The organism is Halomonas sp. ML-15 (assembly GCF_014779595.1).
GTDB lineage: Bacteria > Pseudomonadota > Gammaproteobacteria > Pseudomonadales > Halomonadaceae > Franzmannia.
In genome coordinates, this window is the sequence record NZ_JACXZT010000001.1 from 149,131 (window position 1) to 174,770 (window position 25,640).

Here is a 25,640-nt window from a genome sequence, read left to right on the forward strand (position 1 = left end):
AGAACGATAGATGCGCATGCTGGCCACCTGCCTGCTGTGCCTGGTGTCCCCGGTGGCGTTTGCCACCTCATTGAGCGTCTCCTTCATCAATCCCGGCTATCAAGGGGAGCGCTTCTGGGACATGGTCAGCAGTACCATGCAGTCTGCTGCAGACGATCTCGACATTGCGCTTGACATCCGCTACGCACAGCGCGACAGGCATCGCATGCAAGCATTGACGAGGGAAGTGCTCAGCGGGACGTCGCTGCCCGACTATCTGGTGCTGGTCAACGAGGAGCAGGTGGCGGTCGAGATGCTCGAGCACGCCGAGGCACGCGGCGTCGATGTGCTGTTTCTTCTCAATGGTCCAAGCGCCGAGCAGCGTCTGCATACCGGTGCCCCCGGTGAGCGCTACCGTCACTGGGTCGGAGTCATCGAACCTGACAATTTCTCTGCTGGTGCCCGTATGGCGAGCGCCCTGCTTGCGTCAGCCCCTGCCGAGCCGCGCCCGCTGCCTACCATGGCACTGCTCGGCGACACCCTCACCCCGGCCTCGATCGGTCGCAATGGCGGCATGCTGGACGTGCTGCTGGATGACCCTCGAGTGCGGCTCGACCGACTGCTCACCGCCCACTGGAACAGCGAAGAGGCCTACTCGTTAACGGCTGGGTATCTGGACTGGCTGGCACGCCGAAACGAGCGACCGGCACTGATCTGGGCAGCCAACGATCCGATCGCCATCGGCGCCATCGAGGCCTTGCAGGACGCTGGCTTCACCCCCGGTGATGACGTACTGCTGGTAGGACTCAACTGGTCACCGGAAGGCATCCAGCGTGTGGCGCGCGGTGAGATGCTGCTCACCGACGGAGGCCACTTCCTGGCCGGCGCCTGGGCCATGGTCATGCTACGTGACCTGGCCGACGGCGCCAGCGACGTGGCAGATGCCAGTGTGCGCTTCCCGATGGAGGCCCTCGACGCTACCGATGTGGCGGCCTATGGTGATCACCTCGCTTCGCCGGACTGGTCGCTTATCGATTTCAACCGCTTCCGGCATAGCGAAACCGGCTATGATTTCTCGCCCCGCCGAGCATTAGAGATGCTGGTGGAGACACAGCCATGAGCCGCCGCCTGAGCCTGAACCAGCTATTCATGCTACGCCTGGTACCTCTGGCACTATTGGTGGCACTGGCCGTCAGCCTGGTCAGTGCCTGGCACCTGCAGAAACGCTTCGAAGTCGAGCTCGAACGCAAGGAGACCGAGCTGCTGCGCATTGGTGCCAGCCTGCTGGCCGCCCCGCTGTGGAACTTCGACAATCAGGCGGTCAGCGAATTGGTCGACACACTATTGGCAGACGCCGATGTTGCCAGCGTCAGCGTCTATGACGATAGCGGCACACTGCTGCTCGCGCGCGACGCCGGCAATGAGCTCAACGGACTGCAGGAGCGCCGCGAAGCGATCATCTTCGAGAACGCGCTGCTACGTCGCCAGTTGGGGTATCTCGAGCTGACGTTCACACGCCAGCGGCTGAGTGAGCAGATTGGCTGGTCGGTATTCTTTACCCTGCTCGCCGTGACCCTCGTCGTGGTGGCGGTATTTGGCTGGACCATGCGTTTCAATCGGCTGCACGTCATCGCTCCGCTCAATGCCATCCTCGATACGCTGCGTGCGATGCGCGGAGGCCAAGCCTTCGTACCGGTAGTGAGCCAAGCGCCGGGGGAAGTCGGTGATGCGCTACGCGCCTACAACAGCCTGGCAGTGCAGCTCGATCACGCCCATCAGGAGATTGCCGCCCAGTCCCGGCGAGATGCCCTCACCGGCTTGCTCAATCGGCACGGCTTCTATTCCCAGCTGGCCGACTGGCTGGAAACCTATCCGCAGCGGCCACTGGGCATTCTGCTCATCGACATCAATCACTTCCGCTGGATCAATGAAAGCTTTGGACAGGATGCCGGCAGTCAGCTGCTGTGCGATATCGCTGCGCGTCTGGAGCAACAGCTTGCCGCTCGACTCTGTCTGCCGCTGGCGCGGCTGGGCAGTGACGAATTCGTTGCGGCCTTTGCCGACACGGATACCCACGCGCTGGCCCGCCAGGCTCAGGCGCTGCAGCGTGCCATGCTGGAACCTTTCAGTATCTTTGATCAGCAGGTCTTCGTGTCCATGAATCTGGGGGGCGCGATGTTCCCTCAGCATGCCGCCACCGCCGAAGGGTTGCTCAAGGTGGTCGAGCTTGCCCTGCATCGCGGCAAGTCGAGTCCGGGAGAGTATCGGCTCTACCAACCCTCCACGACCCACTTGCCGGCTCACGAGATGATCGCCCTGGAGCGAGACCTGCACCGTGCGCTCAATGAAGATGGCCTGCGACTGATGCTGCAGCCCATCGTGACGGCCAATTCACAGCCAGGTGGCCGGGTAACGCTGGCCGGTGTAGAAGCGCTGGTGCGCATCGAGCATCCCGAGAACGACGTGCTTCCCCCGGACAGTTTTATCCCGGTGGCGGAAGCCTCAGGGCTGATCCTGCCGCTCGGTGCCTGGGTCATGGAGCAGGGGTTGGCGTGGCTAGCCGAGGCGACCCGCCAAGGCCTCGACAGTCAGACCCTGTCATTCAACGTCTCGGCACGCGAAGTCCATGCTGGCGGCCTGGTCGAGCGCCTTGCCGATGGCCTCGAACGGCACGGCTTGGCACCGCATCGTATCATTCTCGAAGTCACCGAGAATTTGATGCTGGAGCGCGACGAGCTCGTGCTCGAAACTTTCTCTGCCCTGCGCGCCCTGGGCTGCCGGCTGGCCATCGACGACTTCGGTACCGGTTTTTCATCGCTGAACTACCTCCAGCACCTGCCATTCGATATCGTCAAGATCGATCGCTGCTTTGTCAGCGAGATCCACACTGATGCACGGCAGGCGGCGCTGGTAGCGGCGATGATCGAAATGGGCCATGCACTGGGCCTGAGTGTTACAGTAGAAGGTATCGAGTTGCGTGAGCATGCGCAGCGCTGCTTGGCCAGCGGCGCTGATCATCTGCAGGGGTACTACTTCTGCCGTCCGCTGCCAGCGGCGGAGGCACTGCGACGCCTTATGACTCTTTAATTAAAATCTATGATCATTTATTCTTTCAAAGAATAACGCAGGGGGAGTATCGTCCCCCACAGCGGTCACTACCATTCGCCCCGACTAGCAGGACAGCCCTGAATGTATCGGTACGACACTTACGACCAGACGCTCGTCGACGAGCGCGTTGCCCAATTCCGTGACCAGATGGCTCGCCACCTGGCCGGGCGCCTGCCGGAAGAAGAGTTCCGCCCCCTGCGCTTGCAGAACGGTCTCTATATCCAGAAGCACGCGCCAATGCTGCGTATCGCCATCCCCTACGGCATGCTGTCGAGCACCCAGCTACGTGCATTGGGTGATATCACGCGGCGCTACGATCGCGGCTATGGCCACTTCACTACACGCCAGAATCTTCAGCTCAACTGGCCGGCGCTGGAAGACGTGCCCGAGATTCTCGCCGACCTGGCCAAGGTGCAGATGCATGCCATCCAGACCAGCGGCAATTGCATTCGCAACACCACCAGCGATCAGTTTGCCGGCATTGCGGCGGACGAAGTCGAGGATCCGCGGCCCTGGTGTGAGCTGATCCGTCAGTGGTCGACACTGCATCCCGAGTTCGCCTTCCTGCCCCGCAAGTTCAAGATCGCTGTCAGCGGTGCGTCGGAAGATCGCGCGGCCATTCAGGTCCACGACATCGGCCTGCGCCTGTGGCACGACAGTGACGGCAGCTTGAAGGTCAAGGTACTCGCCGGAGGTGGCCTGGGCCGCACCCCGATGATCGGCGATGTGGTGCGTGAGGACCTCCCCTGGCAGCACCTGCTGACCTACCTGGAAGCCTGCGTGCGGGTTTACAACCAGTTCGGGCGTCGTGACAACAAGTTCAAGGCGCGCATCAAGATTCTGGTCAAGGCGCTGGGTATCGAAGAGTTCCGACGCCGCGTCGACGCCGAGTGGGCGCATCTCAAGGATGGCCCGCAGACCCTCAACCAGGACGCGGTGGACGCTGCTAGCGCCCACTTTGTCGAGCCCGAGCGGCGGCCGGTGAGCGAGCAAGCGATTGCCGCCTTCGAGGCGCTGCGCGCCGAGAACCGCGCCTTTGCACGCTTCGTCACCAACAACGTCACGTCCCACAAGGTGGCGGGCTACAAGGCCGTCACGCTGTCCCTGAAGCGTCGCGAGCACGCCCCCGGTGACGTTACCGCCGACCAGATGGATGCGGTGGCCGACCTGGCCGAGCGTTACAGCTTCGGTGAGCTGCGGGTCACCCATGAGCAGAACCTGGTGCTCTCGGACGTACCGGTCGACGAGCTTGAAGCCCTGTGGCGTGAGCTCGATGCGCTGGGCATGGCCAACCCCACCGTGGGGACGCTCAACGATATCATCTGCTGCCCCGGCGGCGACTACTGCGGGCTCGCCAACGCCGTCTCTATCCCCATCGCCCAGGCGCTCCAGGAGCGTTTCGAGGATCTCGATTTCCTCTACGACCTGGGACCCATCGATCTCAATATCTCCGGCTGCATGAACGCTTGCGGACATCACCACGTCGGACATATCGGGATTCTCGGGGTCGACAAGAAAGGCGAGGAGTATTACCAGATCTCGGTCGGCGGCAATGCCACCGACGATGCCTCACTGGGTAAGATCCTCGGCCCCTCCTTCTACCGAGAAGATGTGCCCGAGGTCATCGACAAGGTGCTCAAGGTCTACGTTGAACAGCGTCACGATGACGAACGCTTCCTCGACACCTATCGACGCATCGGTCTCAAGCCGTTCAAGGAGCGCGTTTATGCCTGATACGCAACTCGAGCATGCCCAGACGCTGATCAAGCTGGGCCAGCCGGAACAGGATGAGTGGGCGCTTTCGCGTATCGAGGATGCGCTTCCCACCCGTCGCCCAGTGATCGTGCCGCTGAGCCTGTGGCAGGCCAATGCCGGCGATTCGCAGCTGGCGCCGTGGCTCGCCAGCGATACCCTTCTGGATGACGAACTGGCCGCGTTACTGGTCAAGGCGCCGCTTGTGGCGATCGACTTTCCCGCCTTTACCGATGGCCGCGGCTATTCGCTGGCGAGACTGCTGCGGGAGCGCTACGGTTATCAGGGCGAAGTGCGGGCCATCGGCGATGTGCTGGTCGATCAACTCTATTACATGAGTCGCTGCGGCTTCGATGCGCTGGCACTGCGTGACGATCAACACCTCGATGACGCCCTGCGCGCGCTCGGCGCCTTCAGCGTCAGCTATCAGCCAGGTGTCGACGTTCAGGAGGCGCTATTCGAGCGCCGCTTGCGTGAGGCCAACGGCGCCTGAGCAGCGGCTACCCTGGGTCGCTATCGCACGATGCCTGGCATAACGCCAGGCATCCTTCGTTTCAGCCGCGGCGCTTCTGCTGACGCTCCCGATTATTGGCGCGCGCTCGCTCCGACTTGCGCAGCATCACGTAGGTGGCGCCCAGCCCTCCCTGGGAGGATGGCGCCGAGGCAAACGCCTGCACTTCGTCGAACTGCTGCAGCCACTTGACGACATAGGAGCGCAGCACGTTCGGCGGACTATCGATCTCACGCCCGCGACCGTGAATGACCATCAGACTCCGCAGCTCAGCGTGATGGGCATCACGAATGAACTGAAACAGTTCGCGACGACACTCCTCCAGGGGGCGCTTGAGAAGATACAGTCGCGCTTCAGCGGCATAACCGCCCTGTCTAAGGCGATCGAGAACCCCCATCTGGATGCCGTCATGGCGATACTCGACGGGATCGTGAGCGCCGATGAGCTCAACGAAGTCATCAGACAGATAGTTGCCATCCGAGGTGGCGCTGGCCGCACTGGCGCGGCGGGCCAGCTGGGCGTCACTGGGGCCGCGGCGTGGTGATGCCACATCGGCTCTGTCACGGCCTCTGGCGAGAGGCCTGACATCACCCATGAGCTGCCTGAAACTGACGTCATCCTGTTGCATGGGCTCTCTCCTCTCGTCACTCTCGGATCGATAATAGCAAACTGCACTGGACGCTGACGTCACCCAGGTATTATCTCTATGCCACGCACATCCCGAAAGCCCTGGAGTCGCATGCACAAACGCTATCCGATAATGGCTGCTCTGGCGCTGAGTCCGCTACTGCTTGTCGGCTACCTGTGGCTGACCATGCTAAGCCCCCTCACCTACGACAGGCCGGATCACTTGCCACCGGTGGCAGAGGGTGAGCACCGGGTTTTCGTCTATGGCACCTTGCGCTATCCACTTGTGCGCTGGTGGGTATATGGCCGCAGCGGCTCTCCGGAGCCGGCCCAGCTGGAAGGTTTCCAACGCGATGGACTGGATCTCGAGCCCTCTCGAGATGGTGTGGTAGAGGGTTTGCTACTGCGTGTCGACCACCATGAATTGACGCGACTAGATCGCTACGAGCGCTTGGGAGTGCGCTACGAACGAGTCGCAAAGCGGCTTGCTGATGGACAGACTGCCTGGGTGTATCTGCGTTTATAAGAGTGGTTGGATGGTTTTGGTGAGGAATACAAAGATAACGGTATAAGCCTGGATTGAAGCATTACATGGTCGGTTGTGGGTACCTCAGCGGACGCTCTACAATGGCTTCCATACTGCTTAGCCAAGGAGACGTGATGGCCCCCATCACCTACTACCACAACCCTCGCTGCTCCAAATCCCGTGAGGGGCTTGCGCTGCTCGAGGCGCAGGGTGCTGAACTCAGTGTCCGTCGCTATCTCGACACCCCTCTCAGTCTCGCCGAACTGCAGGCGTTGGCCTCTCGTCTATCCACCCCCTTTGCCAGCCTGGTGCGTACCAATGAGGCCGCCTGGAAATCCCTCGGACTCGACATCAATGATCGTCACAACGTGCTGGAGGCCATTGCCGCCGAGCCTCGCCTGCTGCAGCGTCCGATCGCCGATGATGGTCATCGCGCACTGATCGGGCGTCCTCCCGAGGCGATGCTGCCCCTGCTCGACAACGCCTAACCTTCATACTTGACCGGAGCCAGGATGTCCTCCTCCCTGCCCTACGTACTGATCCTCTACTATTCGCGGCATGGTGCCACCCGCCAGATGGCCGAACAAATCGCGGCCGGCGTGGAGCGCGTACCCGGCATCGACGCCCGGCTACGCTGCGTGCCAGCGGTCTCGGCCACCTGCGAAGCGGTCGCTCCCGACATCCCTGCCGAAGGCGCCATATACGCCACTGCCGATGACCTGCGCGGCTGCCACGGACTTGCCCTGGGTAGCCCTACGCGCTTCGGCAACATGGCGGCACCGCTCAAATATTTCCTGGATGGCACCAGCGAGCTATGGATGAACGGCGCCTTGATCGACAAGCCGGCCACAGCCTTCACCTCGACCTCGAGTCTGCACGGTGGTCAGGAAACCACGCTGGTGACCATGCTGATGCCGCTACTACACCATGGCATGGTCTATGCCGGCCTGCCCTACAGCGAGACGGCGCTGTTTACCACCCGCAGCGGTGGGACGCCCTACGGCGCAAGCCATGTTGCCGGTAGCCGCAGTGATCGCCCCCTCGATGACGACGAACGCACCCTGTGCCAGGCTCAAGGACAACGCCTGGCGCGCTTGGCACTGGCGCTCTCCGCCGTCCACGGAGGTGACTGATGAGACAAATGCTGGAGCGCTGGGAAGCACAGCACGGCCTCGATGCCCTCACTGCACGGGCGCGTCGCGCCGTACTCACCAGCTACGTGGTGTTACTCCTGCTGCTGGTGTATAGCGGTATCGCGATTCATAGCATCGAGGAAGGCGGCTGGATACCGATTCTCGTCCGCGGCCTGCCGCTGGTGCTGTTCCTGCCGTCAATCATAGGGCAACGCCCTCGTGGACACGCCTGGCTGGCCTTCGTCAGCCTGCTCTACTTCATGCAAGGGGTGATGGTTGCCACGCTCCCCGGCCAGGGGCTGTTCGGCATGCTCGAAGCGCTTACGGCCATGGCGCTGTTCGCTGCCAGCACTTGCTATGCACGCTTCCGCAGTCGCCAGATGCGACAGCAAGGCTGAAACATCGCACCATTTGCCCCATTCTACGGTCAATATTCTCGGTTGAGCCCAGCGCCGAGAGCGGCGAAGATGGTCATACGCTTTCAGGAGATCGACATGACACGAGACATCGCCGACATCAGGCGTGACTACGAGGGTGGCCGCCTGGACGAGGCAAGCACCCCGGAGACGCCTTCCGCGCTGTTCGACGAATGGTTCCAGCTCGCGCTCGAATCCGAAGGAGACGATGGCAATGCCATGACCCTGGCCACCGCCGATACTCAGGGCCTGCCCCATGCGCGTATCGTGCTGCTCAAGGGGGTCGATGAGCGAGGCATGGTGTTCTACACCAACTATCACAGCCACAAGGGTAGCGAGCTGGCCAATGTGCCCCACGCCGCGCTGGTGTTCTGGTGGCCATCGCTATCGAGACAGGTACGTGTCGAAGGTCGAGTCGAGCAGGTCAGCGCCGAAGAGTCAGACAGCTACTTCGCCAGCCGTCCCCGAGGCAGTCAACTGGGCGCCTGGATCGCTACCCAGAGCGTGGAGATCCCCGATCGCCACTGGCTCGAGGAGCGGCAGGCGCGCTACGAACAGCTGTACGCCGAGCAGGAGATTGCCCGCCCTGCCCACTGGGGCGGTTATCGACTGGTTCCCGAAATGCTCGAGTTCTGGCAGGGGCAGCCGAGTCGCCTCCACGACCGGATTCGCTATGAGCAGCGTGATGGCAGCTGGCACAAGTATCGACTCGCCCCCTGAGCCCGCGACGCCCCACTGACTGGGGCGTCGTTCACTCCATGGCACTATCGAGGCGCAGCTTCTGCCAGTCACTTTCGGGTTCGTTGAGCCTCAGAGTGGCGTGCATGACCTGCTCTTCCATGTCATAGCGCAGGCGAAAGCCAAGGTGCTTCATCAGCGCCCGCATGGGGTGGTTGTCGACCATCACCGTGCCGACCATCTCAAGCGTCCCCACCCCGCGACAATAGCGGATCATCTTGTTCATCAGCAGGCTGCCGAGGCCGTGGCCATGCATGTCGTCGCGGATGATCACCGAGAACTCGGTACGGATATTGTCCGGGTCGTTCCATACCCTCACCACACCGAGCATCTCCTTGCTGCCATCATCGCAGTGGTGCTCGGCGATAAAGGCCATCTGACGGTCGTAGTTGATATGCGCCAGCATCGACAGGTCGCGCTTGGTGAGATCGGCCTTGTGATGGAAATAACGGAAGCGGATGCTCTCCTCGGAGAGCTGGGTGTGGAACGCGGTGATCAGCGGAGCATCCTCTGCACGGATCGGGCGCACCTCCACCGCCATGGAATCGTCCAGCGTCACCCATTCGCGGAGCTCCTCGGGGTACGGCATGATCGCGTGGCGCGCCGGGGCGCCCAGGTCCATGGCGAAATCCACGGCCACCACACCGTCGCGGTTAAGCAGTACCGGGTTGAGCTCCAGCCCCTTGAGCGCCGGCAGGTCGGAGGCCATCTGCGAGAGCTTGACCAGCAGCTGGCAGAGCCGCTCGATATCGCGCTGCGGGTCGCGCGAATGCTCGCGAATCAGCTTGCTGGCATGGGTACGTGCGATCAGGTCATCGGCCAGCGTCATATTGATCGGCGGCAGCGCCACATGACGGTCAGCGAGCACGTTGACCTTGTAGCCACCGATACCGAACACGATCACCGGACCGAAGATCGGGTCTCGAGTGATGCCGGCACACAGCTGCATCGAGTGCTTGCCACGCTGCATCGGCTGCAGGCAGAACTCTCTGATGGTGGTGCCGGGAAACTTCTCGGCCACCTTATCGGTGAGCCGTGTCACGCCCTCGGCGACTTGCTCCGGCGTCACCAGATCCTGCAGCATGCCGGCGGAGAGTTTATGAGGGTGCCGACGATAGCGATACGGCACCAGGTTGTGGTCGTGAACCACCTTGAGCGCCATCGGCTCATCGAAGCTCGCCGCTGCCGCGCCCTCTGCATCATGCACGTAACGGCTCGGCGCAGAAGGAATCCCGTAGGCGGCCAGTACCTGGGCCGTTTCAGAGTGCGTCAGGGTCTCACGCCCATCGTCTCTTGCTTGCTCGATCAGGGCGTGGCAACGCTGACGAATCTCCGCGGTAGTGGCAAACGGCAAACTCGGCGGCGTCTGCTGAAGCAGTGCTTGAACGCGCTGGTAGTCGACCATGTGCATGAAGGCCTTGACCGCCTTCTCCGGGGAAATATAAGTGGGAATGCCCGCCAGGTTGCTCTCATGGCGCGCCGACAGCGCCTCCTCCAGCCCCATCCAACTGGTCAGCAGATTGCGCTTGAAGCGCTTGCGGTTGGCGACGATCGCCTCGGCGGTAACCCTCGAAGGGGCAAAGCGGGTGGGGGCATGAACGACCAGCACCGCATCCACATCAGGGTCCGCCGCGACCACCTCCAGCGCATCGACCATCCGCTCCGGTGTGGCGTTACCGCCCAGGTCTACCGGATTGTGTCCCGGCAGGCTCATGTCGAAGGCGCCGTGGGTCAGGGCCCGGCGCGTTTCATCGCTGAAGCTGGCCAGGCGTCCGCCGGCACTGATCAGCTTGTCGATGGCCAGCATCGCCGGCCCCAGGCCGTTGGAGACAATCGCCAGGCGATCGCCGCGCAGCGGCTTCATGCGCGACAGTGTCTCCAGTGCGTCAAACAGTTCATCGGAGTCGTCGACGCGCACCACCCCTGCTCTCGCCAGCGCGGCGTCGAAGATCACATCACGATTGGCGATGCCCGGCGTCGGCGCCAGGCCCGAGATGTCCGACTCCGGCGTGCGCCCGCTCTTGATCGCCAGCACCAGACGGTTACGCGACGCCTCGCGAAGGGCGGTCATGAAGTGCTGGGCGTCGTGAATGCGCTCTAGATGCAGCAGGATCGCCTGGGTCGGCGCGTGCTGATTGATGTAGTCGATCATGTCGGGCAGCATCACATCGACGCTGTCGCCCAGGGTCACCAGGTGCGAGAAGCCAATGCCGCGCCCCGCCGCCCAGTCGATCATGGCGTTGCCCAGCATGCCGGACTGCCCAAGATAGGCGACTCGCCCCGGCTTGACCGGCTGACTGGCGTAGGTGGCATTGAGCTTGCGACCGGGCACGATCAGCCCCAGGCACTCGGGACCCAGCACGCGAATCCCGCTGATCCTGGCGGCCTTGATCATGCGCTCGCGAATCGAGCCGCCGTCGCCGCCACGATCATCGAGATAGGCGCCGCCAGATAGCACCATCACCGCCTTGACACCGATCTCACCGAGTCGCTCGATCAGCTTGGGCACGCTCTCCACCGGCGAACAGATCACCGCCAGGTCGGGAGATGCCGGCAGATCGCCGACCCGTTTGACACAGGGCACGCCGTATACGCTGGCATAGCCCTTGGGATTGACCACCGACAGTTCACCGGGAAATCCCGCATCGAGCAGGTTGCGCACCACCAGCCCCCCCATCGAATGGGGCTTTTCCGATGCACCGATGATTGCCAGGCTGCGCGGTTCGAAGAAGTGGCGCAGAAATCGTGTACCCAAAATTCTCTCTCCTATGAGGGACGCAGCCCCCCTTCCCCCCCTGTGTACGACTTATTGACACTGTCCTGCAAGGCCTCAAGCCGATTATGGTCGCAGCATCCCCTGCGGAGCCTGCAATGATCACCGCCTATATCACTCACCCTCGCTGCATGGATCACCATATGGGACCGCAGCATCCCGAAAGCCCGCTGCGCCTGGAAGCCATCCGCGCGCGCCTGGCGCTGGCTGGCGTGCTTCAGCAGACCATGCAGTCGGAAGCCAAACCGGCCACCGACGAGCAGCTGCTGCGGGTGCATCCGGCGCGCCATCTGCATGCCCTCGACAAATGCGTGCCGAATGAGGGCATGGTGACCATCGATGACGGTGACACCCTGATGAACCGCTATAGCCTCGATGCGGCGCGGGTGGCCGCCGGCGCCGTGGTGCGCGGCGTCGACCAGGTGTATCGCCAGCAGGCCGACAACGTGTTCTGCGCGGTGCGTCCACCGGGGCATCACGCCGAAGCCTGTGATGCCATGGGCTTCTGTTTTTATAACAATATTGCGGTGGGAGCCGCGCATGCCCGGGAAACATACGGCGCCCGACGTATCGCCATACTCGACTTTGATGTACACCAGTGCAACGGCACCATCGATATCTTCAAGGATGACCCGGAGGTGCTGATCTGTACCAGCTTTCAGTACCCCTTCTATCCCTGGCGCTATCTGCGCAGTGACAGCCACAACGTCATCAATACCCCCCTCGAGGCGGGCTGCGACAGTGCCGCCTTCCGTAAGGCCATCGAGGATGACTGGTTGCCTGCCTTGCACCGCTTCAAACCTGACCTGGTGCTGCTCTCGTCGGGCTTCGACGCTCATCGAGACGACCCCATGGCCGAACTCAACCTGGAAGATGCGGACTACCACTGGGTCACCCGGCTGGCCATGGAGATCGCCGCCCTCTACGCCGACAATCGCCTGGTATCGGTGCTCGAGGGGGGCTATGACCCCGACACCCTGGGGCGCTGCGCCGAGGCTCACGTCAAGGCTCTGCTCGGCCAACCCTGGACGCTGTGAGCGGCGCTGCGGGGCAGGCCAGCGACGCCCCTGGCCAAACGGTCAAGACACGCCTGTGGTATGCTTCGGGAAATTAATTTTCCAATAGTGAACACCCCCATGAGCGCCACCACCGATCAAGACGCCGCCCTGCGCATCGCCTCCGGTCGTAAACCGTTCGTTGAGCCGCTGCGCCTTGGCGAGCGGCTCAAGGAGATACGCCTTGCCAACCACTGGACGCTCGAGGACGTCAGTCAACGCACTGGGCTGGCCCGTTCGACGCTGTCGAAGATCGAGAACGACCAGATCTCACCGACCTTCACCGCGGTGCAGAAGCTGATCGGCGGTCTCGGCATCGATCTGCCACAGCTGCTCAGCCCCCCCAAGCCCCAGAGCCGCACGCTGGGGCGTCGCGACTTGACCCGGGTCGGCGAAGGCCAGCGACACCCCACCCCCACCTATGAGCATGAGTTGCTGTCGTGGCAGTTGGCGCAGAAGCGCATGATCCCCTTCAAGACCATTGTGCGTGCGCGTGGCTTCGATGAGTTCAGCGAGTGGGTGCGGCATGATGGCGAAGAGTTTCTGATCGTGCTCGACGGCGATATTCATCTCTTTACCGAGTTCTACGAGCCGCTGCACCTGACCCGCGGCGATAGCATCTACTTCGATAGCGACATGGGCCATGCGCTGGTCTCGGTCAGCGACGAGGATGCGGTGGTGCTGTCGGTATGCACCCGCGCCGAGAGCAGCTGAACCGCGTCACGACGAGCGGCGCTGATCACCGGGACGACGCGGCGGGATGTCGTCGAGCACCAGCCGCCCCGCCGCATTGATCGCCTGAAAGTGCCGCCCCTTGGCCCGCGCGATCAGCAATACGCCAAAGCGTTGCGCCAGTTCGACGCCCTTCTGGGTCACCCCCGAACGCGACACCAGCACGCTGATGCCCATCTGCGCGACCTTGAGCACCATCTCCGAGGTGAGTCGGCCGGTGGTATAGAAGATGTCGGCATCCGCGGCCTCTGTCTCCTCCAACCACTGTCGTCCGGCGAGCGTATCGACCGCATTGTGGCGCCCTACGTCCTCGACGAAATCCACGACCCGATCCTGATGACAGAGCGCGCAGCCATGCACCGCTCCAGCGCTGCGGTAGGTCTCGTTGTAGGCACCAAGGTGGTGCAGCATGCGGCCCAGCGTCGACTGGGCCAGCGACGTCTCGGGCAGCGGCGCCAGGGCCGTGGCATCCAGCAAACGCCCGAATACCGTGCCCTGCCCGCAGCCGGTGGTGACCGTGCGCTGGCCCAGCCGCTCCTCGAGATCCTCCGGCAGCCGTCGGGTGACCACTGCTGCCGATTCGACCTCCCAGTCGACGTGTACGGCAATCAGGTCCTCCCGCGACCCCAGCAGCCCCTGATTGCGCAGATAGCCCACCACCAGCGCCTCCGGCTCGGCCCCCAGCGTCATCAGCGTGACGATCTCGCGTTTGTTGAGATAGACCGTCAGCGCCCGCTCGGCGGCGATCGCCTGACGGCGCGAATCGCCGAACTCGTCGACGACGTCGATCTCGAGAGTGGTGGGTAGCCGTGCCCGGCTCAGGCTGATGGCGGTCATGTCGTGGGCTTCTCCAAGCGGGTCAATAGCTTGACCATGATGGCACTGCTGTCGCTTACTGTCTTCAGTCATCCGACCGACAGCGTTAAGCGGAGCCATCATGTCGACTTCCAGTCTACGCCAGCTGAGCCTGGCACTTGCCGGCGAGAACAAGACCGTCAAGGGATTCACCCGCATGCAGTGGCGCATCGCCGCCCTGTCGCCGGGTAATCTAGGGCCCCATGTGCTCGACCTGCAGCTCTACATGACCGAACGTGCCGCGTACCGCTTCAACCTCGGTTCCAGCGAACCGAGACTTTTCGTGCGCTGCGGATTTTCCGGAGAACATCCGCAACCCACCGCGATAACTGCCAGTCAGGACGTTGCGGCGGGCTGGATGGACGGTGAGCAGCAAGTGCTGGAAGCCGCCATGCCGATGGCCATTCAGGTATGGCTTGAAGCCTACCTGGCACGCCACGGTGAAGCACCGGCCGAGGGGCGCAAGAAGAAGCGCAAGGGTGCGGGCCGCGCCCGGGAGGATCAGACATGAACCGTTTCGAGCTCTGGTCGCGTCGCAAACGTGGACTGCCTGTCGAGCAACCGGAGAGCGAAGATGCCCCCCTGTCCGAGTCCCCGCGGCAGGCCGTTGAGACAAGCGAAGCCGCGGCGCACAGCGCACCCACCGCACACAGCAGTGCCCAGGACGCTCCCGATGAAGCCACGGCAAGCCCCGTGGCCCCCCCTGCCGAAGGCAGCCTCGACGACAGCCTGCCCGACCCCGACACTCTGGGGCCCGGCAGTGACTTCAAGGCCTACCTGGTGCCCGGCGTGAGTAGCGCACTCAAGAACCGGGCCCTGCGCCGCCTGTGGGCCACCGGAAACTACAATGTGCGCGATGGGCTGGATGACTATGATCTGGACTACTCCCAGATGCGCAAGATGACCACCGAGACCAGTGAAACCGTGCGTCAATGGGGCAAGAAACTGCTCGACAAACTGGAGGAGCCCGATGAAGCGTCTGCGGACTCTCCCATCAGCAGCGCATCGGCGCACTCCGAGGAGGATACCCAAGGCGACGATGCAGCAGCGAATCCTGCCCCTTCTCGGCAACAAGACAGCAGCGTTGAACCGCCCCCCGAGGGGGAGCGTTGAAAGTGCTGCTGCTGAGTCAACTACGCATAGACTAATGAGGCATTGGCGACGCTGTACACAGGCGTCGACACTAGCGGTAATGCATTCATCTACTATTATAATGAGTGCGCTAATAAAAAAGGCGTAGCTTAATCAGCAATACCACGAAAGCGGTGCCATGACGCCGCTTCATGACCGACCTGACGATGAGAGACCATGACACAACGCATCGCGCTGACTCAGCTCGACGCGCAGCACAATCGGCAGGCTCAGTCCGCCGCATTGGCTCGCGTCTCCTGGCCGACCAACCTGACACCGGCCAACGTCAGCTATCAGAGCCAAGGGCATCTGCTAGTCATTGGCCAGGCTGACGCCTGCCGCCATGCCTGTGATGCCCTGACGCCGCATCTCCATGATGACGGTTTGCGCAGCATTACCCTGATGGTCGATGCCGCCGGCAAATCGTCGACTTCCCTCACTGAACTGCCTGACGGCGTGATCTGCCAGCGGGCCGACCTCACCAAGCAGTCCCTCACTATCAGCGGTTACCTTGGGCGCTTCAGCGTAGTGCTGGAAAGCGCCGATGACTCGATCGATCTCGCCAAGGCGAGCCTGACGCGCCCCCACTTCGACCTGGTGCTCGACCTCGGCGACGCGCCTTGCTTGACGCTGGAGCTTCCGCCGCCAGGCTATCTGGCCGCGCGACCCGACACCCCCGCCTTTGCAGAGGCGCTGGCCGCCCTGCCCGAGATGGTCGGCGAGTTCGACAAACCCAAGTACTTCCATATCGATCACGACCTCTGTGCCCACGCCGGCCGCGGTCAACCGGGCTGCACTCGTTGCCTGGAGGCATGCCCCGCCGACGCCATCGTCAGCCAGCAGAAGCGCATCGAGGCGTGGATCGAGATTGACCCCTTCCGCTGTCACGGTGCCGGAAGCTGCACGGCCGCCTGCCCTACCGGCGCTATCCAGTACCGGCTGCCGCAGCCTCAGGCGCAGCAGGATTACGTCGCTCGCCTGCTGGCGGCCTATCGAGAAGCCGACGGCCAGCTGCCGGTCGTTCGTTTCGCTGACCGCGCGACGCTGGACGAGCAAGCAGCTCCTGCCGGGAACCTGCTAGACGTACCTCTCGAGGAAGTCGGCGCGGCGGGGCTCGACGACTGGCTGGCAGCACTGGCCCAGGGCGCCTGCGAAGTACGCGTATTGCGTCCCGCCGTGCTGCCAGCCCGCATGGCCGCACAGATCGACGACCAGCTGCATCAGGCCCAGGCTATCCTCGAGGCCCTGGGGCATGACCCACAGCGCATCCTGCTGCACGACGCCAGCGCCGAGCTGGCAAGCGAGCCGCTGCCCCATCTGCCCGCGCTGGCCGTCGCTCCATCGCCTACGGGGGGCAAGCGTGAGCGTCTTAACGCCACTCTCGACTGGCTGGCGCAACATGGCGAGCCAACAGGCGAACGCCATGCTCTGCCGGCCAATGCGCCCTTTGGCGGTCTGGTGGTAGACACTGCCGCTTGTACGCTGTGCATGAGCTGTGTCGCAGTCTGCCCCACTACGGCGCTGGCCGGAGGCGAGAGCCAGCCACAGCTCAGCTTTCGCGAAGCCGACTGCGTGCAGTGTGGCCTCTGCGACAGCGCCTGCCCGGAGAACGCTATCGCCCTGGCGCCGGGCTTCATGGCCAGTGAACAGCGCAGTGAGCGCGTGATCTGCAAGCAGGAGGCGCCATTCGAGTGCATCAGCTGCGGCAAGCCTTTCGCTACCGCCAGCACCATCGCCAGCATCAAGGCCAAGCTGGCGGACCACCCCTACTTTGCCGGCGATGCCATGGCGCGCCTCGAGATGTGCGAGGACTGCCGGGTCAAGGACGTATGGCACGAACTGGCTCGCAACCCCAACGCTCAGCTGAAGGTGTGACGCCATGACCCAGGCCATTGATACCCCCATCGCCCTGGACGACAGCGATGCCCTGCGTGCCGATATCTACCGCCTGTTGGGGCGCCTGCTGACCTCGCCGCCAGACCATGAGCTGCTGACGTTTCTCGCCGAACTCGAGGCAGATCCGGATGACAGCCCATTGAGTCACGCCTGGCAGACGCTATCCCGCTGCGCCAGCGAAGCCGATGTCGAGACACTTAAGCGCGCCCACTTCCGTCATCTGATCGGTGTGATCCAGGGCGAGATCGTGCCCTACGCTTCCTGGTATCTGCACGGCCACCTGATGGATGAGCCGGTGGTCGCGGTGCGCCGCGACCTGCGCCAACTGGGACTGGAGCGCGACCCGGCGGTCAAGGAGCCCGAAGATCACCTGGCCGCGCTATGTGACGCCATGGCGTGGCTGATCGAAAAGGCCTCGGAGCGGCAGGCCACCTTCTTCAATCAGCATCTGGCCAGTTGGAGCCAGCGCTGCATGGGCGACCTGGCGGCAGTGGACACTCCGTTCTATGCCACTGTCGGGCAGCTTGGCCAGGTGTTTCTGAACATGGAGACAGAGCGACACGACGCCGCTCTCAGTGCGGTAAGGATCGTTGATCCAGCGCCCACCTGAGGTATGGATACCAGCGGTAGACCCGCTACGCTGTTTAATAATTAAGAATTCATGAGGAGAGACAAACATGCCTGACCAACACAACCCACAGCGGCGTCGTTTTCTGCGTGTGATGGGCATCGGCGGCGCCGCTGCCGGTACCGCTGCCGTAATAGGCAATGTCACGCTGGTCCAAGCCGACAATCCCGCAAGCAAGACCCAGGACGCGCCGCTGCGCTACCAGGAAACCGACCATATCCGCGCCTTCTACGCCACGCTGCGTGACTGACGCCTTCGCGGTTAACGGCCAAGAGGAATGACTCGATGCGCTTGACAAAAAAAGCCTCCACTTCCGCCATCCCGGGGCTGGGCATCTCCCGCCGCCAGTTCCTGAAGCGTAGCGGTGCGACCACCGGTGGCCTCGCCGCCGCGGGGTTCATGGGCAACGGCATGCTGCGGCCGGCCGAGGCCAGCGGCAAGACACCGGTATCCGATGCACCGGTGGAAACCAAACGTACGATCTGTACGCACTGTTCAGTAGGCTGCGGCGTCTACGCCGAGGTTCAGGAAGGCATCTGGACCAAGCAGGAGCCCGCCTTCGACCACCCGATCAATCGCGGCGCGCACTGCGCCAAGGGTGCGTCGCTGCGCCAACACGGGCACTCCACCCGCCGCCTCAAATACCCCATGAAGCTGGTCAACGGCGAGTGGGAGCGCATGAGCTGGGACGACGCCATCGAGGAGATCGGCGACAAGCTGCTCGAGTTGCGCGAGGAGCACGGCCCGGACAGCGTCTACTGGCTGGGGTCGGCCAAGTTCAATAATGAACAGGCCTACTTCATGCGCAAGCTGGCCTCGATGTGGGGCACCAACAACACCGACCACCAGGCGCGAATCTGTCACTCCACCACTGTCGCCGGGGTAGCCAACACCTGGGGCTACGGTGCGATGACCAACTCGCTCAACGACATGCAGAACAGTCGTTCGATCCTGTTCATCGGCTCCAACCCCTCCGAAGCGCATCCGGTGGCCATGCAGCACATCCTGATGGCCAAGGAAAAGAACAACTGCGACATCATCGTCGCCGACCCGCGCTTCACTCGTACCGCGGCCAAGGCCAACAAGTACGTTCGCCTGCGCCCCGGCTCCGACGTGGCCTTCATCTGGGGGCTGCTGTGGCACATCTTCGAGAACGGCTGGGAAGATAGCGAGTATATCGCCCAGCGCGTCTACGGCATGGAGGACGTGCGCGCCGAAGTCGCCCAGTTCACCCCCGAGGTAGTCGAAGATGTCACCGGCGTGCCGGAAAGCGCCATGTACGACACCGCCAAACGCCTCTCCGACAGCCGTCCGGGCTGCGTCGTGTGGTGCATGGGCGGCACCCAGCACACCACCGGCAACAACAATACCCGCGCCTACTGCATCCTCGAGCTGGCGCTGGGCAATATCGGCAAGTCCGGTGGCGGCGCCAACATCCTGCGCGGCCACGATAACGTTCAGGGCGCTACCGACCTGGGCCTCGGCTCCGACTCGCTGCCCGGCTACTACGGCCTGGCCGAAGGCGCCTGGCAGCACTGGGCCAAGGTCTGGGACGTCGACTATGAGTGGCTCAAGGAGCGTTTCGACGACACCGAGTATGCCGACGGCAAGCCGATGTACACCAGCGGCATCACCGTCTCCCGCTGGGTCGACGGCGTGCTCGAGGAGGAGGACAACATCTCCCAGCGCACCGCGCTCAAGGCGATGTTCTACTGGGGCCATGCGGTCAACTCCCAGACCCGCGGGCCGGAAATGCAGCAGGCGATGCAGAAGCTCGAGATGATGGTCATCGTCGACCCTTACCCCACCGTTGCCGCTGTCATGCACGACCGCAGCGACGGCGTCTACCTGCTGCCCGCCGCCACTCAGTTCGAGACCACCGGCAGCGTGACCGCCACCAACCGCTCGCTGCAGTGGCGCGACAAGGTGATCGAGCCGCTGTTCGAGGCCAAGCCCGACCACGAGATCATGTACCGCTTCGCCCGCAAGCTCGGCTTCGGCGATGAGTTCGTCAAGCATATCGAGATGAACGGCGACGAGCCGCTGATCGAGGATATCCTGCGCGAGATCAACCGTGGCATGTGGACCGTCGGCTATACCGGCCAGAGTCCTGAGCGTCTCAAGGAGCATCAGCAGAACTGGCACACCTTCAGCTTCAGTAACCTGCGCGCCGAAGGCGGCCCTGCAGACGGCGACTACTACGGTCTGCCCTGGCCGTGCTGGGGCACCCCGGAGTTCCGCCACCCCGGCTCCCCCAACCTTTACGACACCAGCGTACCGGTCAAGGAAGGCGGCATGGGCTTCCGCGCCCGCTTCGGCATCGAGCGCAACGGCGTGAACATGCTGGCCGAGGGATCGGCGCCAGTAGAGTCGGACCTCACCGACGGCTATCCCGAGTTCACCGCTCAGATGCTCAAGGATCTCGGCTGGTGGGACGACCTGACCGACGAGGAGAAAGAAGCCGCCGAGGGTGAGAACTGGAAGACCGACTTCTCCGGCGGTATCCAGCGCGTCGCCATCGAGCACGGCTGCGCGCCCTACGGCAATGCCAAGGCACGCGCCGTGGTCTGGACCTTCCCCGACGAGGTGCCAAAGCACCGCGAGCCGCTCTACACCACGCGCCGCGATCTGGTGGAACGCTTCCCGACCTGGGACGACTTCGACTCGATCATGCGACTGCCGACGCTCTACAAGACCATTCAGGATCGCGACAACTCCAGCGACTACCCGATCATTCTGACCTCCGGTCGTCTGGTCGAATACGAGGGCGGTGGCGAAGAGACGCGCTCGATGTCGTGGCTCGCCGAGCTTCAGCAGGAGATGTTCGTCGAGATCAATCCGGCCAACGCCAACGATATCGGCATCAGCGACGGCGACGAGGTCTGGGTCGAAGGCGCCGAAGGCGGGCGCGTCAAGGTCAAGGCGATGGTCACCCGGCGGGTCGATCGCAATGTCGCCTTCATGCCGTTCCACTTCGGCGGCATGTTCCAGGGCGAGAGCCTGCGCGATCGCTATCCCGACGGCGCCGACCCCTATGTGATCGGTGAGGCGGCCAATACCGCCACCACTTACGGCTACGACCCGGTGACACTGATGCAGGAAACCAAGTGCACCATCTGCCGGATCGAACGCGCCTGACATCGCGACCCTGACCGCTTGACGGTGCGGCTGGCTAGCCGCGCCGGTATAGGAGAACAACATGGCCCAGATGAAATTCATGTGTGACGCCGAACGCTGCATCGACTGCAACGGCTGCGTCACCGCCTGCAAGAACGCCAACGACGTGGAGTGGGGCATTCAGCGCCGCCGCGTGGTGACCCTCAACGACGGCGAGCCTACCGAGGTGTCGATCTCGGTGGCCTGCATGCACTGTGACGATGCGCCGTGCATGGCGGTCTGCCCTACCGACTGCTTCTACAAGACCGATGACGGTATCGTGCTGCACGACAAGGACCTGTGTATTGGCTGCGGTTACTGCCTCTACGCCTGCCCGTTTGGCGCCCCGCAGTTTCCCAAGCAGAACGCCTTCGGCGAGCGCGGCAAGATGGACAAGTGCACCTTCTGTGCCGGCGGCCCCGCCGACTCCAAGGAGGAAGAGTACGAAAAGTACGGCGCCAACCGTATCGCGGAAGGCAAGCTGCCGCTGTGTGCCGAGATGTGCTCGACCAAGGCGCTGCTGGCCGGCGATGCGCAAACCGTTGCCGATATCTTCCGTCAGCGCGTGGTTCAGCGCGGTCACGAAGACGGTGCCTGGTCCGAGGTCAACCGCCAGGGACCCGACACGGCTGCGGCGCAGATGGACAACCTGGCCTACGACGCCACCCGCCAAGGGTAAGGAGGCCGCCCATGTCCCTGCTCAGACATGCCTGCATCGTGCTGCTGATGACCCTGCTGACGCTTGGCGTCGGCAGTCAGGCCGTGGCCCAGTCGGCCGACCCCAACCGGGAGATCTCTACCTCGGTAGGGACCGCTGATTCTGACATCTGGCGACAGGTCAGAAGCGGTGAGGTCGATGCCAATTACCGTGACACGCGCCATGACTCCAACTACAACCTGATCAACGCCGCCGGTCAGACCTGGCGGGAGATTCGTAACCACTGGGTCACCCCCTTCGGCCTGATCGCCATGGGCGGGATGATCGTCATGATCGCCCTGTTCTACGTGATCTTCGGCCGCAAGAACCTCGATGAACGGCCGACCGGACGCAAGCTGTTCCGCTGGTCGGCAGTCGAGCGCACGCTGCACTGGAGCGTGGCCTCGCTGTTCATCATCCTGGCGCTGTCGGGGCTCAATATCCTCTACGGCAAGTATGTGTTCCGGTCGCTGTTCGGCGATGCCGTGTGGGGCGCGATGATCTCGGCTTCCAAGGTCTCGCACAACTACCTGGGACCGCTGTTCGGGATCCTGCTGCTGATCATCCTGGCCAAGTTCCTGAAGCACAATCTGCCGAAGAAACACGACCTGGCCTGGTTCAAGAAAGGCGGTGGGCTGATCGGCAAGGGGCATCCCGATGCCGGCTTCGCCAACGCCGGCGAGAAGGTCTGGTACTGGCTGCTGGCCACTGCCGGTGTGGCGGTGATCATCAGCGGCCTGGTGCTCAACTTCCCCAACTTCGACCAGTCCCGTGACACCATGATGTGGGCCAACGTTATCCATGCGGTGGCGGCCCTCGGCCTCACCGCAGTAGCGATGGGCCATATCTATATCGGCACGGTGGGTACCGAAGGCTCTCTGGAGGGCATGAAGACCGGCTATGTCGATGAAGCCTGGGCCAAGGAGCACCACAACCTGTGGTACGACGAGGTCAAGGATCAGGCGGTGGATGCCGAGACCCTCGATCAGTCGACCAGCGACGGCGGTGAAAAACCGGCGCCCAGTCAGCCTGGTTAACACTCCGTCTGATTAGCCCTGGCCTACCTAGAGCGAGGGACGCCGGCGACAGGTCGCAGAGGAGGTTCTACGCCATGGATGGCGTAGGTAGCGCCCAGGGACGGGTTCACAGCGCCTCCTCGCAGACCTGTCGGCGGATCAGTCCCGAGCGGCGCTACTGTCTACAGTGGCGATGATGAGAGACCAGCGGACACCGCCTACGGGCGGTGTCTTTTGTTATGCTAAGCCCCAAACGTCCCTGCCGGCACCATACCGGCCCTGTCACAAGGAACACCCCATGCAACATCTCGACGACGCCACCCGTACCGAACTCGAAGCCGCCGCCTTTCGGCGCCTGCTCAACCACCTCGACGAGCATAAGGAAGTGCAGAATATCGACCTGATGGTGCTCGCCGGCTTCTGCCGCAACTGCTTCTCCAAGTGGCTGGTCAACGCCGCCGACGAGCGCGATGTGCCACTCGACCTCGACGCCGCCCGCGAGTACGTCTACCGCATGCCCTACCAGGAGTGGAAGGAGAAGCACCAGACGCCGGCCAGCCCTGAACAACTCGCCGCCCTCGAGGCGCGCCACTCGGACAAGGGCTGAGCCATGAGTGACGAGCGTGGTGAACTGATACCCCTCAACGTCGCGGTGATGACCGTTTCCGATACCCGCACAGAAGAGACCGACCGCAGCGGCCAGGCGCTGGTGGAGCGACTCATAGAGGCCGGCCACCGCCTGGCCGACAAGCGCATCGTGATCGATGACGTCTACCGCATCCGCGCCCAGGTCGCCGCCTGGATCGCCGACCCTGCCGTGCAGGTGGTGTTGACCACCGGCGGTACCGGCTTCACCGGGCGCGACTCCACCCCCGAAGCGGTTCGTGTACTGCTCGACAAGCCCATCGAAGGCTTCGGCGAGCTGTTCCGCCAGCTCTCCTTCCAGGAGGTCGGCAGCTCGACCATTCAGAGCCGCTGTCTGGGTGGTCTGGCCAACGCTACCGTGGTGTTCTGCCTGCCCGGCTCCACCGGCGCCTGTCGTACGGCCTGGGATGGCATCCTTCTGGAGCAGCTGGATAGCCGCCACAAGCCGTGCAACTTCGCCAATCTGGTGATCCCGGAGCGTGGCACCCATGGCTGAGCAAGCCGACGCCCTGCAGTCCATACAGGCCGCGCTGGATGCCCTGCTCGACGGCGTAGCCAGGCTACCCGCAGAGACTCTTCCGCTCGACGCGGCCGGCGGACGGGTACTGGCCAGCGCCGTCAGCGCCCGCCTCGATGTGCCCCCCTTCGACAACAGCGCCATGGACGGCTATGCGCTGAATAGCCGAGACGCCGGTCAGTGGCTACCGGTCACCCAGCGCATCGCCGCGGGACAAGCGGCCAAGCCGCTCACGCCAGGCAGCTGCGCACGCATCTTCACCGGCGGCGAGATGCCGCCGGGGGCAGACAGCGTGGTGATGCAGGAGCGCGTTGAGCTGGACGGAGAACGGGCACTGATACCCGGGGATATCCCGGCCGGTGACAACTTGCGCCGTCGCGGCCGCGACGTCAGCGCCGGCGAGCTGCTGCTCGACGCCGGCCAGATCCTCAATGCCGCAGCGCTCGGCCACCTTGCCGGCCAGGGGTTCACCGAGGTGAGCGTGACGCGCCGGCCCAGGGTCGCCCTGCTCTCCACCGGTGACGAGATCATCGATCCCGGCCAGCCGCTGGCCCCGGGGCAGATCTATAACTCCAACCGGCCGATGCTGCGCCAGCTCCTCGAGCAGTTTGGTGCCGAGGTGGTGATGGCCACGCGCGTGGCCGACGACCTCGAGAGTACCCGACGTTGCTTGGTGGAGGCCGCTCAAGCCGATGTGGTGATAACCACCGGTGGCGTTAGCGTCGGCGAGGAGGATCACGTCAAGGCGGCGCTGACGCAGCTCGGCGAGCTCGACCTGTGGCGCCTTGCAATCCGTCCCGGCAAGCCGCTGGCACTGGGCCGCCTACCGCGAGCTGACGGCAGCGCGGCGCGCTTCGTCGGGCTGCCCGGTAACCCGGTGTCAGGATTTGTCGGCGCCTGGCTGTTCCTGCGCCCGCTGGTCGGTGCGCTGCTGGGCTGCCCAGCGCTTGCCGAGCTGCCTCGCCTGCATGCTCGAGCCGATTTCGCCGCCACCACCCAGGCCCGCCAGCACTATATGCGGGTGGCGCTGACCTTTTCCGCAGAAGGCATCACGGCCCAGGCCTTTCGTGATCAAAATTCCGGGGTGCTGTCCTCCTGCGTGCAGGCTAATGCGCTGGCGGTGATTCCGCCATACAGTGAGGTCCGCAGAGGGGATGCGATCGACTGCCTATGGCTGGGGTGATCCATCGCTGGCCAGCACCTGATGCGCGGCGGGCCATAGCTGACGGAAATCTTGTTCCAGCGCCGGATAGTCGCCATGGAGCCAGGGCACCAGCTCGGCGAGCCGGTTGGGCCCTGACAGGCGTCGCCCAATGCCGGCCACTGCGCGGCAGGTAAAGTCAAAGTCGGCATAGCCACGCAGCCAGTCATTGGCCACCAGCGGCGGCACCATGGTCGCCAGGCGAGCCGGTGCCGAACGCGCCGAGAGCAGACGATAGCAGCGCTCCACCAGCTGCTGCTGCTCGGCCAGTGGTGCGGTGTCACGCGCCAGGAAGTGATCCCACACCAGATCCAGGGCAATGCCGGCATAGCGCCGCTGAGCGCGCGGCGCGCGGTGGCGAGCCGCCAGTACCTGTGGATGGCGATCGACCCAGGCATCGACGCGGCGGTGATGGCGAATGCCTGCCGCCGTGGCAGCGGACCAGTCGGACAGGTCGCTGCCCTTGACGCCATCGGCGATCAGATTGCCGTAAAGGAAGTCGTCGCTGCCATGGCGTGCCAGCCAGGCATGGGCAAGGAAGTTCATCG

The 25,640-nt window shown here is 63.5% G+C and carries 26 protein-coding genes; 22 read left to right on the forward strand and 4 right to left on the reverse strand.

Annotation, left to right across the window (positions count from 1 at the left end; genetic code table 11):
* Positions 1 to 10 precede the first annotated feature (10 nt).
* From IEI94_RS00730 to IEI94_RS00745, 4 genes are all read left to right on the forward strand, one after another.
* Positions 11 to 1,099 (forward strand): ABC transporter substrate-binding protein, encoded by a 1,089-nt coding sequence (locus IEI94_RS00730; RefSeq protein ID WP_191164603.1) that lies wholly within the window; start codon positions 11 to 13, stop codon positions 1,097 to 1,099.
* Entirely contained in the window at positions 1,096 to 3,066 is a 1,971-nt protein-coding gene (locus IEI94_RS00735) for a putative bifunctional diguanylate cyclase/phosphodiesterase (RefSeq protein WP_191164605.1), read from the forward strand. The genes IEI94_RS00730 and IEI94_RS00735 overlap by 4 nt, the downstream gene beginning before the upstream one ends.
* Positions 3,067 to 3,168: 102 nt before the next feature.
* A complete protein-coding gene (locus IEI94_RS00740; RefSeq protein WP_191164607.1) occupies positions 3,169 to 4,821 on the forward strand; it encodes a nitrite/sulfite reductase in 1,653 nt (550 codons plus the stop codon).
* Positions 4,814 to 5,332, forward strand: coding sequence for a DUF934 domain-containing protein (locus IEI94_RS00745; protein ID WP_191164609.1), 519 nt, complete (start codon positions 4,814 to 4,816; stop codon positions 5,330 to 5,332). The genes IEI94_RS00740 and IEI94_RS00745 overlap by 8 nt, the downstream gene beginning before the upstream one ends.
* 61 nt (positions 5,333 to 5,393) lie before the next feature.
* Here IEI94_RS00745 and smrA read toward each other — a convergent pair whose 3' ends face one another.
* Entirely contained in the window at positions 5,394 to 5,978 is a 585-nt protein-coding gene (gene smrA / locus IEI94_RS00750; protein ID WP_191164610.1) for a DNA endonuclease SmrA, read from the reverse strand.
* A 111-nt stretch (positions 5,979 to 6,089) separates the two neighbouring features.
* Here smrA and IEI94_RS00755 point away from each other — a divergent pair, with 111 nt between their 5' ends.
* The 5 genes from IEI94_RS00755 to pdxH all read left to right on the forward strand — a co-directional run bounded on the left by IEI94_RS00755 (position 6,090) and on the right by pdxH (position 8,772).
* Entirely contained in the window at positions 6,090 to 6,503 is a 414-nt protein-coding gene (locus IEI94_RS00755) for a gamma-glutamylcyclotransferase family protein (protein WP_191164612.1), read from the forward strand.
* Between the two features lie 134 nt (positions 6,504 to 6,637).
* A complete protein-coding gene (locus IEI94_RS00760; protein ID WP_191164614.1) occupies positions 6,638 to 6,991 on the forward strand; it encodes an arsenate reductase family protein in 354 nt (117 codons plus the stop codon).
* 24 nt (positions 6,992 to 7,015) lie between these two features.
* Positions 7,016 to 7,636, forward strand: a complete 621-nt coding sequence (gene wrbA, locus IEI94_RS00765; protein WP_191164616.1) for an NAD(P)H:quinone oxidoreductase — start codon at positions 7,016 to 7,018, stop codon at positions 7,634 to 7,636.
* Positions 7,636 to 8,034 (forward strand): DUF2069 domain-containing protein, encoded by a 399-nt coding sequence (locus IEI94_RS00770; RefSeq protein WP_191164618.1) that lies wholly within the window; start codon positions 7,636 to 7,638, stop codon positions 8,032 to 8,034. Before wrbA ends, IEI94_RS00770 begins: the two co-directional genes overlap by 1 nt.
* Positions 8,035 to 8,130: 96 nt before the next feature.
* Entirely contained in the window at positions 8,131 to 8,772 is a 642-nt protein-coding gene (pdxH, locus tag IEI94_RS00775; protein WP_191164620.1) for a pyridoxamine 5'-phosphate oxidase, read from the forward strand.
* A gap of 31 nt (positions 8,773 to 8,803) precedes the next feature.
* Here the strand turns inward: pdxH and IEI94_RS00780 are convergent, their stop codons facing one another.
* Positions 8,804 to 11,545 (reverse strand): bifunctional acetate--CoA ligase family protein/GNAT family N-acetyltransferase, encoded by a 2,742-nt coding sequence (locus IEI94_RS00780; RefSeq protein WP_191164622.1) that lies wholly within the window; start codon positions 11,543 to 11,545, stop codon positions 8,804 to 8,806.
* 116 nt (positions 11,546 to 11,661) lie between these two features.
* Here IEI94_RS00780 and IEI94_RS00785 point away from each other — a divergent pair, with 116 nt between their 5' ends.
* Together IEI94_RS00785 and IEI94_RS00790 are read left to right on the forward strand one after the other, a co-directional pair.
* On the forward strand, positions 11,662 to 12,600 hold the full coding sequence (locus IEI94_RS00785) for a histone deacetylase family protein (protein ID WP_191164624.1): 939 nt from the start codon (positions 11,662 to 11,664) through the stop codon (positions 12,598 to 12,600).
* A gap of 99 nt (positions 12,601 to 12,699) precedes the next feature.
* Positions 12,700 to 13,332, forward strand: coding sequence for a helix-turn-helix domain-containing protein (locus IEI94_RS00790; protein WP_191164626.1), 633 nt, complete (start codon positions 12,700 to 12,702; stop codon positions 13,330 to 13,332).
* A gap of 6 nt (positions 13,333 to 13,338) precedes the next feature.
* Here the strand turns inward: IEI94_RS00790 and IEI94_RS00795 are convergent, their stop codons facing one another.
* Positions 13,339 to 14,187 (reverse strand): formate dehydrogenase accessory sulfurtransferase FdhD, encoded by an 849-nt coding sequence (locus IEI94_RS00795; RefSeq protein WP_191164628.1) that lies wholly within the window; start codon positions 14,185 to 14,187, stop codon positions 13,339 to 13,341.
* Between the two features lie 100 nt (positions 14,188 to 14,287).
* Here IEI94_RS00795 and IEI94_RS00800 point away from each other — a divergent pair, with 100 nt between their 5' ends.
* From IEI94_RS00800 to glp, 11 genes are all read left to right on the forward strand, one after another.
* Complete coding sequence (locus IEI94_RS00800; protein ID WP_191164630.1) at positions 14,288 to 14,716, forward strand: DUF3305 domain-containing protein; 429 nt, start codon at positions 14,288 to 14,290, stop codon at positions 14,714 to 14,716.
* Entirely contained in the window at positions 14,713 to 15,318 is a 606-nt protein-coding gene (locus IEI94_RS00805) for a DUF3306 domain-containing protein (protein WP_191164632.1), read from the forward strand. The genes IEI94_RS00800 and IEI94_RS00805 overlap by 4 nt, the downstream gene beginning before the upstream one ends.
* 195 nt (positions 15,319 to 15,513) lie before the next feature.
* On the forward strand, positions 15,514 to 17,211 hold the full coding sequence (locus IEI94_RS00810) for a 4Fe-4S dicluster domain-containing protein (protein WP_191164634.1): 1,698 nt from the start codon (positions 15,514 to 15,516) through the stop codon (positions 17,209 to 17,211).
* A 4-nt stretch (positions 17,212 to 17,215) separates the two neighbouring features.
* Positions 17,216 to 17,842: a molecular chaperone gene (locus tag IEI94_RS00815; RefSeq protein ID WP_191164636.1), complete on the forward strand. Its 627-nt coding sequence runs from the start codon at positions 17,216 to 17,218 to the stop codon at positions 17,840 to 17,842.
* A gap of 67 nt (positions 17,843 to 17,909) precedes the next feature.
* On the forward strand, positions 17,910 to 18,110 hold the full coding sequence (locus IEI94_RS00820; RefSeq protein WP_191164638.1) for a twin-arginine translocation pathway signal: 201 nt from the start codon (positions 17,910 to 17,912) through the stop codon (positions 18,108 to 18,110).
* 35 nt (positions 18,111 to 18,145) lie between these two features.
* A complete protein-coding gene (locus tag IEI94_RS00825) occupies positions 18,146 to 20,998 on the forward strand; it encodes a molybdopterin-dependent oxidoreductase (protein ID WP_191164640.1) in 2,853 nt (950 codons plus the stop codon).
* Between the two features lie 61 nt (positions 20,999 to 21,059).
* Entirely contained in the window at positions 21,060 to 21,695 is a 636-nt protein-coding gene (gene fdh3B, locus IEI94_RS00830) for a formate dehydrogenase FDH3 subunit beta (protein WP_191164642.1), read from the forward strand.
* A gap of 11 nt (positions 21,696 to 21,706) precedes the next feature.
* Positions 21,707 to 22,750, forward strand: a complete 1,044-nt coding sequence (locus IEI94_RS00835; RefSeq protein ID WP_191164644.1) for a formate dehydrogenase subunit gamma — start codon at positions 21,707 to 21,709, stop codon at positions 22,748 to 22,750.
* A gap of 277 nt (positions 22,751 to 23,027) precedes the next feature.
* The gene (locus tag IEI94_RS00840) at positions 23,028 to 23,336 is read left to right on the forward strand and encodes a DUF1244 domain-containing protein (RefSeq protein WP_191164646.1); all 309 of its coding nucleotides are present in this window, start codon (positions 23,028 to 23,030) and stop codon (positions 23,334 to 23,336) included.
* Positions 23,337 to 23,339: 3 nt separating this feature from the next.
* A complete protein-coding gene (gene moaB, locus IEI94_RS00845; RefSeq protein ID WP_191164648.1) occupies positions 23,340 to 23,870 on the forward strand; it encodes a molybdenum cofactor biosynthesis protein B in 531 nt (176 codons plus the stop codon).
* Positions 23,863 to 25,074, forward strand: coding sequence for a gephyrin-like molybdotransferase Glp (gene glp, locus IEI94_RS00850; protein ID WP_191164650.1), 1,212 nt, complete (start codon positions 23,863 to 23,865; stop codon positions 25,072 to 25,074). Before moaB ends, glp begins: the two co-directional genes overlap by 8 nt.
* On the opposite strand, the gene IEI94_RS00855 is transcribed toward glp, so the two are convergent.
* Positions 25,060 to 25,638 carry an ACP phosphodiesterase gene (locus IEI94_RS00855; RefSeq protein ID WP_191164652.1) on the reverse strand — a complete coding sequence of 193 codons (579 nt, stop codon included), beginning with the start codon at positions 25,636 to 25,638 and terminating at the stop codon, positions 25,060 to 25,062. The two genes, glp and IEI94_RS00855, sit on opposite strands and share 15 nt — an antisense overlap.
* Between the last annotated feature and the right edge of the window lie 2 nt (positions 25,639 to 25,640).

Coding starts and splice junctions, on each gene's coding strand:
- IEI94_RS00855 (WP_191164652.1), bottom strand. CDS start 25,638: ATGAACTTCCTTGCCCATGCCTGGCTGGCACGCCATGGCAGCGACGAC.
- IEI94_RS00820 (WP_191164638.1), top strand. CDS start 17,910: ATGCCTGACCAACACAACCCACAGCGGCGTCGTTTTCTGCGTGTGATG.
- IEI94_RS00795 (WP_191164628.1), bottom strand. CDS start 14,187: ATGACCGCCATCAGCCTGAGCCGGGCACGGCTACCCACCACTCTCGAG.
- IEI94_RS00805 (WP_191164632.1), top strand. CDS start 14,713: ATGAACCGTTTCGAGCTCTGGTCGCGTCGCAAACGTGGACTGCCTGTC.
- wrbA (WP_191164616.1), top strand. CDS start 7,016: ATGTCCTCCTCCCTGCCCTACGTACTGATCCTCTACTATTCGCGGCAT.
- glp (WP_191164650.1), top strand. CDS start 23,863: ATGGCTGAGCAAGCCGACGCCCTGCAGTCCATACAGGCCGCGCTGGAT.
- IEI94_RS00760 (WP_191164614.1), top strand. CDS start 6,638: ATGGCCCCCATCACCTACTACCACAACCCTCGCTGCTCCAAATCCCGT.
- IEI94_RS00755 (WP_191164612.1), top strand. CDS start 6,090: ATGCACAAACGCTATCCGATAATGGCTGCTCTGGCGCTGAGTCCGCTA.
- IEI94_RS00835 (WP_191164644.1), top strand. CDS start 21,707: ATGTCCCTGCTCAGACATGCCTGCATCGTGCTGCTGATGACCCTGCTG.
- IEI94_RS00770 (WP_191164618.1), top strand. CDS start 7,636: ATGAGACAAATGCTGGAGCGCTGGGAAGCACAGCACGGCCTCGATGCC.
- IEI94_RS00730 (WP_191164603.1), top strand. CDS start 11: ATGCGCATGCTGGCCACCTGCCTGCTGTGCCTGGTGTCCCCGGTGGCG.
- IEI94_RS00840 (WP_191164646.1), top strand. CDS start 23,028: ATGCAACATCTCGACGACGCCACCCGTACCGAACTCGAAGCCGCCGCC.
- smrA (WP_191164610.1), bottom strand. CDS start 5,978: ATGCAACAGGATGACGTCAGTTTCAGGCAGCTCATGGGTGATGTCAGG.
- IEI94_RS00790 (WP_191164626.1), top strand. CDS start 12,700: ATGAGCGCCACCACCGATCAAGACGCCGCCCTGCGCATCGCCTCCGGT.
- pdxH (WP_191164620.1), top strand. CDS start 8,131: ATGACACGAGACATCGCCGACATCAGGCGTGACTACGAGGGTGGCCGC.
- IEI94_RS00785 (WP_191164624.1), top strand. CDS start 11,662: ATGATCACCGCCTATATCACTCACCCTCGCTGCATGGATCACCATATG.
- IEI94_RS00825 (WP_191164640.1), top strand. CDS start 18,146: ATGCGCTTGACAAAAAAAGCCTCCACTTCCGCCATCCCGGGGCTGGGC.
- moaB (WP_191164648.1), top strand. CDS start 23,340: ATGAGTGACGAGCGTGGTGAACTGATACCCCTCAACGTCGCGGTGATG.
- IEI94_RS00745 (WP_191164609.1), top strand. CDS start 4,814: ATGCCTGATACGCAACTCGAGCATGCCCAGACGCTGATCAAGCTGGGC.
- IEI94_RS00810 (WP_191164634.1), top strand. CDS start 15,514: ATGACACAACGCATCGCGCTGACTCAGCTCGACGCGCAGCACAATCGG.
- fdh3B (WP_191164642.1), top strand. CDS start 21,060: ATGGCCCAGATGAAATTCATGTGTGACGCCGAACGCTGCATCGACTGC.
- IEI94_RS00800 (WP_191164630.1), top strand. CDS start 14,288: ATGTCGACTTCCAGTCTACGCCAGCTGAGCCTGGCACTTGCCGGCGAG.
- IEI94_RS00815 (WP_191164636.1), top strand. CDS start 17,216: ATGACCCAGGCCATTGATACCCCCATCGCCCTGGACGACAGCGATGCC.
- IEI94_RS00740 (WP_191164607.1), top strand. CDS start 3,169: ATGTATCGGTACGACACTTACGACCAGACGCTCGTCGACGAGCGCGTT.
- IEI94_RS00735 (WP_191164605.1), top strand. CDS start 1,096: ATGAGCCGCCGCCTGAGCCTGAACCAGCTATTCATGCTACGCCTGGTA.